General features: G+C 52.7%; 2 rRNA genes (1 of these 2 running past the window's edge). Both read right to left on the bottom strand.

The window, feature by feature from the left end:
* Nucleotides 1-10: 10 nt before the first annotated feature.
* Nucleotides 11-126, bottom strand: a 5S ribosomal RNA gene (gene rrf, locus PA6_RS21920).
* A 137-nt stretch (nucleotides 127-263) separates the two neighbouring features.
* A 23S ribosomal RNA gene (locus PA6_RS21915) occupies nucleotides 264-2,856 on the bottom strand; it runs 299 nt beyond the window's last position.

The raw sequence follows: 2,856 nt of genomic DNA, 5'->3' as shown, positions 1-2,856 counted from the left end.
GGGGATAGGAGCTTGACGATGACCTACTCTCACATGGGGAAGCCCCACACTACCATCGGCGATGCGTCGTTTCACTACTGAGTTCGGGATGGGATCAGGTGGTTCCAACGCTCTATGGTCGTCAAGCAATTCGGTTGCTGTGTCGGTGTTAAGTCGCCACAGCGAATTGGGTATGTGATCTTGGCTTTGCGGTTCTTAGCGAACTTTCGGTTCGTTTGTCGACTTCACCATCACCGACAATCTACAGATTGTTTGGGTGTTATATGGTCAAGCCTCACGGGCAATTAGTATTGGTTAGCTCAACGCCTCACAGCGCTTACACACCCAACCTATCAACGTCGTAGTCTTCGACGGCCCTTTAGGGAGCTCAAGGCTCCAGTGAGATCTCATCTTGAGGCAAGTTTCCCGCTTAGATGCTTTCAGCGGTTATCTTTTCCGAACATAGCTACCCGGCAATGCCACTGGCGTGACAACCGGAACACCAGAGGTTCGTCCAACCCGGTCCTCTCGTACTAAGGTCAGCCCCTCTCAAATCTCAAACGTCCACGGCAGATAGGGACCGAACTGTCTCACGACGTTCTAAACCCAGCTCGCGTACCACTTTAAATGGCGAACAGCCATACCCTTGGGACCGGCTTCAGCCCCAGGATGTGATGAGCCGACATCGAGGTGCCAAACACCGCCGTCGATATGAACTCTTGGGCGGTATCAGCCTGTTATCCCCGGAGTACCTTTTATCCGTTGAGCGATGGCCCTTCCATACAGAACCACCGGATCACTAAGACCTACTTTCGTACCTGCTCGACGTGTCTGTCTCGCAGTCAAGCGCGCTTTTGCCTTTATACTCTACGACCGATTTCCGACCGGTCTGAGCGCACCTTCGTACTCCTCCGTTACTCTTTGGGAGGAGACCGCCCCAGTCAAACTGCCCACCATACACTGTCCTCGATCCGGATGACGGACCAGAGTTAGAACCTCAAGCATGCCAGGGTGGTATTTCAAGGATGGCTCCACGCGAACTGGCGTCCACGCTTCAAAGCCTCCCACCTATCCTACACAAGCAGGCTCAAAGTCCAGTGCAAAGCTACAGTAAAGGTTCACGGGGTCTTTCCGTCTAGCCGCGGATACACTGCATCTTCACAGCGATTTCAATTTCACTGAGTCTCGGGTGGAGACAGCGCCGCCATCGTTACGCCATTCGTGCAGGTCGGAACTTACCCGACAAGGAATTTCGCTACCTTAGGACCGTTATAGTTACGGCCGCCGTTTACCGGGGCTTCGATCAAGAGCTTCGCTTGCGCTAACCCCATCAATTAACCTTCCGGCACCGGGCAGGCGTCACACCCTATACGTCCACTTTCGTGTTTGCAGAGTGCTGTGTTTTTAATAAACAGTCGCAGCGGCCTGGTATCTTCGACCGGCATGAGCTTACGGAGCAAGTCCTTCACCCTCACCGGCGCACCTTCTCCCGAAGTTACGGTGCCATTTTGCCTAGTTCCTTCACCCGAGTTCTCTCAAGCGCCTTGGTATTCTCTACCCAACCACCTGTGTCGGTTTGGGGTACGGTTCCTAGTTACCTGAAGCTTAGAGGCTTTTCCTGGAAGCATGGCATCAACCACTTCATGTCCAAAAGGACACTCGTCATCAGTTCTCGGCATTAAGACCCCGGATTTACCTAAGATCTCTGCCTACCACCTTAAACACGGACAACCAACGCCGTGCTGGCCTAGCCTTCTCCGTCCCCCCATCGCAGTAACTAGAAGTGCAGGAATATTAACCTGCTTCCCATCGACTACGCATTTCTGCCTCGCCTTAGGGGCCGACTAACCCTGCGTCGATTAACGTTGCGCAGGAAACCTTGGTCTTTCGGCGTGCGAGTTTTTCACTCGCATTGTCGTTACTCATGTCAGCATTCGCACTTCTGATACCTCCAGCAAGCTTCTCAACTCACCTTCACAGGCTTACAGAACGCTCCTCTACCGCATCACTTACGTGATACCCGTAGCTTCGGTGTATGGTTTGAGCCCCGTTACATCTTCCGCGCAGGCCGACTCGACTAGTGAGCTATTACGCTTTCTTTAAAGGGTGGCTGCTTCTAAGCCAACCTCCTAGCTGTCTAAGCCTTCCCACATCGTTTCCCACTTAACCATAACTTTGGGACCTTAGCTGACGGTCTGGGTTGTTTCCCTTTTCACGACGGACGTTAGCACCCGCCGTGTGTCTCCCATGCTCGGCACTTGTAGGTATTCGGAGTTTGCATCGGTTTGGTAAGTCGGGATGACCCCCTAGCCGAAACAGTGCTCTACCCCCTACAGTGATACATGAGGCGCTACCTAAATAGCTTTCGAGGAGAACCAGCTATCTCCGGGCTTGATTAGCCTTTCACTCCGATCCACAGGTCATCCGCTAACTTTTCAACGGTAGTCGGTTCGGTCCTCCAGTCAGTGTTACCTAACCTTCAACCTGCCCATGGATAGATCGCCCGGTTTCGGGTCTATACCCAGCGACTAAAGCGCCCTATTAAGACTCGCTTTCGCTACGCCTCCCCTATTCGGTTAAGCTCGCCACTGAATATAAGTCGCTGACCCATTATACAAAAGGTACGCAGTCACCCAACAAAGTGGGCTCCCACTGCTTGTACGCATACGGTTTCAGGTTCTATTTCACTCCCCTCTCCGGGGTTCTTTTCGCCTTTCCCTCACGGTACTAGTTCACTATCGGTCAGTCAGTAGTATTTAGCCTTGGAGGATGGTCCCCCCATATTCAGACAACGTTTCACGTGCGCCGTCCTACTCGATTTCACTTCTAAGATTCTTTCGCGTACAGGGCTATCACCCACTATGGCCGCACTTTCCA

This window comes from Aquipseudomonas alcaligenes NBRC 14159, assembly GCF_000467105.1.
Taxonomy (GTDB): domain Bacteria; phylum Pseudomonadota; class Gammaproteobacteria; order Pseudomonadales; family Pseudomonadaceae; genus Aquipseudomonas; species Aquipseudomonas alcaligenes.
This window is presented reverse-complemented; position numbering and strand designations above follow the sequence as displayed.